The following is a 5,687-nucleotide window of genomic DNA, read 5'->3' on the forward strand; positions in this document are numbered from 1 at the left end:
AACGTCCCCCCCGTCATCAGCACGTTTGATGAAAACGCCCTTGAGGCTGCCATCACGCTGAAGGAGTCGCACGGGGGCAAGATCACGGTCATCACCATGGGCGAGGACAAGGCGCGCGATTCGCTCAAGAAGGCGCTGGCCATGGGTTGCGATGAAGCCGTCCTTCTCGCGGACGCGGCGTTCGAGGGTTCGGATGCCTTCGGCGTTGCCCGTGCCCTCGCCGGCGCCGTGAAGAAGCTGGGCGGCTTCGATGCCATCTTATGCGGGCGCCTGAGCAGCGACTGGAGCTACGGGGCCACGGGGCTCGGCCTGGCGGAGGCGCTTGGCCTCCCGAGCGTGAGCCAGGTCCAGAAGATCGAGGTCATGGACGGGAAGCTCCGCTGCGAGCGGGTCGTCGAGGACGGCGCCGAGGTCATCGAGGTGGACACCCCCTGCCTCCTGACCATCAGCAACGAGATCAACAACCCGCGCCTCCCCTCGGTCAAGGGCATCCTCACGGCCTCGCGAAAGCAGATTCCGGTCTGGGGAGCGGCCGACCTCGGCATCAGCCCGGACGTGGTGGGGGCCGGGGCCGTGCAGATGGAGGTGACGAAATTCTTCAAGCCGGTCTTCACCGGCTCGTGCGAAATCATCGAAGGCGAAACCCTCGAAGAGGCGGGAGAGAAGCTCGCCCTCCGTCTCCGTGAAGACAAGATTCTGTAGAAAGGAGTGTTCCCGGAAATGGCAACGAACGACATTCTGATTCTGGCCGAGCGGGCGGGTGATCGCCTCGCTTTGGTGAGCAGCGAACTCTGCGGGATCGGCCGCAAGCTGGCGGATGAAAAGGGGGGAGCGCTCCAGGCCGTTCTTCTGGGCGGCGCCGGCACGAAAGAGCTGGCCCAGGGGCTGATCGCGCTGGGCGCGGACAAAGTGTACGCCGCCGAGGCGGATTTGCTCTCCACCTACACCAACACGATTTATACCGACGTGCTCGACGGGGTGCTCGCCCAGATTGACCCGGCCATCTTCATCGCGGGCAACACCTCGACCGGCCGCGACGTCGCCCCCCGCCTCGCCTTCCGGCGCGGGGCCGGCTATGCCCACGACTGCACGGACCTCTCCCTGGACGGCGGCAAGCTCGCCGCCGTCCGCCAAGTCTACGGCGGCGGCGCCGTCAGCCATGTCCGGGCCAGGGGCGATGGGCTGGCCGTCGCCTCCCTTCGGCTGAAAACCCTGCCCGCCGCGAGCATTCAGGAGGGACGCTCGGGCGAGATGGTCGAGGTGGAGGTTTCGGTGGACACGGGGCAGGTCAAGATGAAGTTCGTCGAATCGAAAAAGATCGAGTCCGAGGGCGTGCGCCTGGAGGACGCGGAGATCGTCGTCAGCGGGGGGCGCGGGCTGGGCGGACCGGAGAATTTTGCGCAGCTCCATGAGTTGGCCAAAGTTCTCAAGGCCGCCGTGGGCGCGAGCCGCGCCGCGGTGGACGCGGGCTGGGTGCCCGCCCAGATCCAGGTGGGCCAGACGGGGAAGATCGTGGGGCCGAATCTCTATATCGCCGTCGGAATCTCCGGGGCCATGCAGCACATGGTGGGCGCGGGCCCGAGCAAGAACATTGTCGCCATCAACACCGACCCGGACGCGCCCATCTTCCAGCGGGCGCGCTACGGCGTGGTGGGGGACTACAGAAAAATCCTCCCGGCCTTTACGGCCAAGTGCAGGGAGTTGCTCGAAAATTGAGCGGGCCGCCCATCACACGAACGGCTGATAGGCCCACACCACGCGGCCCACGATCCGATCCTCCAAGCTCTCGCCGCTGAGATCGGCGAAGGTGACTTTCTCGTCCCGGTTCTCGGGGATGAGCCAGAGGCGCGGGGGCGTCCACTGAAGGCGCTTGAGGGTGCAACCCCCCGAGTCGTCCCGCACGGCGTATATCCCCGAGGGCGTGATTGCCTTGTCCTGCCGGTCCACGACCACCACCGCCCCCGGCTGAATCAGGGGGAGCATGCTCCGCCCCACCTCGCGGTTGACCCGGATGGCGACCAAATCTCCCCGGCCCGTTACCTGGGAAACGTGGATGAGGGCGTACTCCTCGATGGCCTCTTCGACGATGCGGGCGCTTCCGGCCGCGATGGAGCCCGAAACGAGCGGAACGGCCTGGAAGTCTTCTGCCCTGACCCGGCCCGGGCCCTGGATGTTTTCCGAGATTCGGAGCTGAACGTCGATGGGACCCGCCGTGGGCCTCGCCTCTGCGCCCTCGCGCCCCAGAAGCCAGTCCACCGAAACATCCAGCGCTTCTGCGATCTGAAGGAGGCGGCCCGCACTCGGCTCGTTCGCCCCCTCTTCGTAGCGATCGATATTCGCCCAACTGAGGACAGAGGCTTCGGCAAGCTGGTTGCGGTTCCAGCCCTTCCGGGTACGCGCCTCGGCGATGCGGGCGCCGACTGAGGTAGATGGGTTTTTATTGGGCACGATGCGCCTACGCTTTCGCCCCAAATTTGGGGAGGGAAATAAAGGGCATAAACCCGGAAAACCAGAGGTTGAACTATTTGCAGGATTTATGTTACCACCACCGAGAACGGAAGAAAAGCGAAAATCCGCCTTCCAACGATCCCCCCCCCCAAAAAAATCAAGGCGCTATTTATTCCTCCAATATGGCCACTGCCCGTACGGGAGAGCCCGTGCCGCCCCGCCACTTCAGCGGCAGGCAGATAAACCGGAACGGCCCGGCCCCCAGCAGTTGCTCCAAATTGCACAGACTCTCCAGGTGCGTGATGTTGCGCTCGTAGCAGACCTTGTGGACCAGAGCGTTCACATCGCCGGCCGGGCCGGGGCGCATCGAATCGATCCCGAAGTGGACGAGACCCTGATCGGCGATCCACTCGGTGGCGGGAATGTTCACGCCGGGGTTGTCCGTGTTGTAGGCCGGGGTTGGAAAGGTCCGCTCGTGATGTCCCGTGCAAAGAAGCAGGGTGCCGCCCTTCTGCGCCGGATGGCCCGATTTCTTGACCGCCGCCGCCAGATCCTCGGGCGTGATCTCTTCTTTCGGGGCCTTGTGGCGCAGATCGATGCAGGTGCCCATGACGTAGCAGTTCTCCAGAGGGTATTCGCCGATGGGGGTTCCCTCCGCGGAAAAGTGCCGGGGCGCATCCAGATGCGTGCCGCCGTGATCGGGCATCGTGAAGTACATGACGCTGTTTCCGTGCACGTTTCCCGAGTCGGCAAAAGCTTCCTCGTGCGTCTTCCAAACCCCGTGGATGATGGGCGGCTGGCCCGGATACTGCGGCGTCCGATGGTACAGCTCCCGGCTCAAATCGATAATCTTCGGCATCTTTTCTCTCCTGTACGGCTTTGCCCCAGTGCAACAGCGGCTTCGAATATAAGTGCAGTGGCCGATATGTACCCCAGCCATCCGAAATGGTAAAGTCCGGTCCCGCTTCACCGGAACCAGCACCCTTTCCGCCCGGAAACTTATCGGGCGGCGAAACCGACAATCCGGAATGGAGAAAGAATCGTGGCGGCACCGCCGGTCAATTTGCGCGGAAAAGTGGCCTGCGTGACGGGCGGCGGCACCGGCCTCGGCCGGGCCATCGCCCGCGCCCTGGCCGAGGCGGGAGCGGACCTGGCCATCATCGGCCGAAGGCCCGAGCCCCTGGCCGAAACGGCCAAGGCGTGCGAGGCCTACGGGGTCCGGGCGCGCCCTGCGGTCTGCGACATCACCGACTCGGGCCGCGTGGACGCCCTTTTCGATCAGATTCAGAGCGAGCTGGGCGGCCCCCACATTCTCATCAACAACGCGGGCATCTCGCGGCAATCGCCCATCCTGGAACTTGAAAACGAGAACTGGGACGACACGCTCGCGACAAACCTCTCCGCCGTCTTTTATTGCTGCCGGGCGGCCGGGCGCTTCATGGTTCCTGCCCGGGAGGGCAAAGTCATCAACATCGGATCGAGCGCGGGAAGCCGGGGGCGCCCCAATCAGGTGGCCTACGCCGCCACCAAGGCGGGAATCTCAGGCTTTACGAAGGCGCTTGCCGTGGAGTGGGCCCCCTACAACATCCAGGTCAACTGCCTGGCGCCCGGCCGGTTCGCCACCGAGATGACGCGCGCGCGCATCGGGGACAAGGAGGCCAACGAGTGGTTTCTCCGAACCGTCCCGATGAACAGAAATCCCGAGCCGGAGGAGATCCAGGGGCTCGCGCTCTTTCTCGCCAGCGATCAAAGCAGCTTCATGACCGGCCAGACCATCTATCTCGATGGCGGAAGTTCCGCCATTTGATCAAATACTTAAAGGAATACCCTTCAAGTAATTTCTCTGTCTATGTCGCGGTCTACCGCCCCCTCGCCCCGCCCATGGCGTGCACCACCCATGCGATCACAAAAAAAAGCAGGTGGTTGTACAGACCATGGCCCCCGCCGGTGTTCAGCGGCCAGAACGTGGCGGGTAGCTCCTTGAACGAGAGGATCGCGATGGTGATCTGGATCGCGGGCGGCGCGATGGCCGTTGTTACCCATCCGAGCACCAGCACGATCACCAGAGCGGTAATCCGGCGGGTGGAAACCGACCGAGAGAACGGAATCAATGTCACCAACCCCACGAGGAAAGCGTAGGAGAAGCTTACCCCCAGATGCACCACCCATCCGACCAGAGCGGGGGACAGCGAATAGCCGCCTCCCTTCACCACCTGGCCGCCGATAAACGCGGTGATGGAGTTCCCTTGGAGCTGCACCTGATAAAACCAGAACACCACGGCTCCGATGACCGCCGCAACAATCGTCCTTCCGATAAAACCCTTCATCGCCCTTCCCCCTTCCGGCTCTGATATCCGCGAGATAAAAACATGAGTCTCGGGCCCGGCGAACGTTACAGCAAAAGCCTCCCTACATAAAGTACTTCCGATTCGTCATGTCCGGGTAGAGTTTCTGCACCCACTGGGCATATCCATTAAAAAGCTGGGTGGGCCGCTCTTCCCAGTTGTAGCGGTTGCCGCGGGCAAGCAGACGCTCGCTCGCCTGCGACCAGCGGGGATGATCGAATTTGGGGTTGATGTTCGCCCAGAAGCCGTATTCACTCGGGGCGGCCTTTTCCCAAAAGGTGCTCGGTTTTTTGTCCGTGAATTCGATGGAGACGATCGATTTGATGTTCTTGAAACCATACTTCCAGGGTACCACCAGACGGAGCGGAGCGCCGTGCTGCTTCGGGAGGGGGTGGCCGTAAATCCCCGTCCCCAGCATCGCCAGCTCGTTCATCGCCTCCTCAATGGTCAGACCCTCGACATACGGCCAAGGATACCAGAGCCGGAGCTGGCCCAGCGCCACCTTCCGGTTGAGGAAGGTGGTCAGCTTGACGTATTTGGCCCCGCTCTTGGGCTCGACCGCCTTGATGAGCGCCGAGAAGGGAAAGCCCGTCCAGGGCACCGCCATCGCCCAGGCCTCGACGCAGCGGAAGCGGTAGAGACGCTCCTCGATGGGCATGGCGCGGATCAGATCGTCAATGTCGAACTCCCGGGGCTTATTGACCAGCCCGCCCACCTTCACGGTCCAGGGACGGATCTGGAGCCGCTGCGCCAGCCAGTAGATTCCCTTCGTGCCGCCGAATTCGTAAAAATTGTTGTAGTTCTCAGAGACCTTCTCCTCGGTGATCGGCCGGTCGAGCTGGAAAGCAGGGTTGCGCTTCGCCGGATACAGATCGAGCGTCTTGTCGGGGGGAT

General features: G+C 63.2%; 7 protein-coding genes. 3 read left to right on the forward strand and 4 right to left on the reverse strand.

What is annotated here, in order from left to right; all coding sequences use genetic code 11:
* Both O2807_11130 and O2807_11135 read left to right on the forward strand, forming a co-directional pair.
* The coding region (locus O2807_11130) for an electron transfer flavoprotein subunit beta/FixA family protein (GenBank protein MDA1001050.1) at positions 1–702 on the forward strand (702 nt) is incomplete at its 5' end.
* Positions 703–720: 18 nt separating this feature from the next.
* On the forward strand, positions 721–1,716 hold the full coding sequence (locus O2807_11135; GenBank protein ID MDA1001051.1) for an electron transfer flavoprotein subunit alpha/FixB family protein: 996 nt from the start codon (positions 721–723) through the stop codon (positions 1,714–1,716).
* A gap of 12 nt (positions 1,717–1,728) precedes the next feature.
* Here the strand turns inward: O2807_11135 and O2807_11140 are convergent, their stop codons facing one another.
* Complete coding sequence (locus O2807_11140) at positions 1,729–2,448, reverse strand: XRE family transcriptional regulator (protein ID MDA1001052.1); 720 nt, start codon at positions 2,446–2,448, stop codon at positions 1,729–1,731.
* 169 nt (positions 2,449–2,617) lie between these two features.
* Positions 2,618–3,307, reverse strand: coding sequence for a cyclase family protein (locus tag O2807_11145; GenBank protein MDA1001053.1), 690 nt, complete (start codon positions 3,305–3,307; stop codon positions 2,618–2,620).
* A gap of 183 nt (positions 3,308–3,490) precedes the next feature.
* On the opposite strand from O2807_11145, the gene fabG reads away from it, so the two are divergent.
* The gene (gene fabG / locus O2807_11150; protein ID MDA1001054.1) at positions 3,491–4,255 is read left to right on the forward strand and encodes a 3-oxoacyl-ACP reductase FabG; all 765 of its coding nucleotides are present in this window, start codon (positions 3,491–3,493) and stop codon (positions 4,253–4,255) included.
* Positions 4,256–4,307: 52 nt separating this feature from the next.
* Here fabG and O2807_11155 read toward each other — a convergent pair whose 3' ends face one another.
* Both O2807_11155 and msrP read right to left on the reverse strand, forming a co-directional pair.
* Complete coding sequence (locus O2807_11155; protein ID MDA1001055.1) at positions 4,308–4,775, reverse strand: hypothetical protein; 468 nt, start codon at positions 4,773–4,775, stop codon at positions 4,308–4,310.
* An 82-nt stretch (positions 4,776–4,857) separates the two neighbouring features.
* On the reverse strand, positions 4,858–5,687 hold an 830-nt coding region (gene msrP, locus O2807_11160), incomplete at its 5' end, for a protein-methionine-sulfoxide reductase catalytic subunit MsrP (protein ID MDA1001056.1).

The sequence above is a fragment of the bacterium genome (assembly GCA_027622355.1).
In the GTDB taxonomy this organism is placed as follows: Bacteria; UBA8248; UBA8248; order UBA8248; family UBA8248; genus JAQBZT01.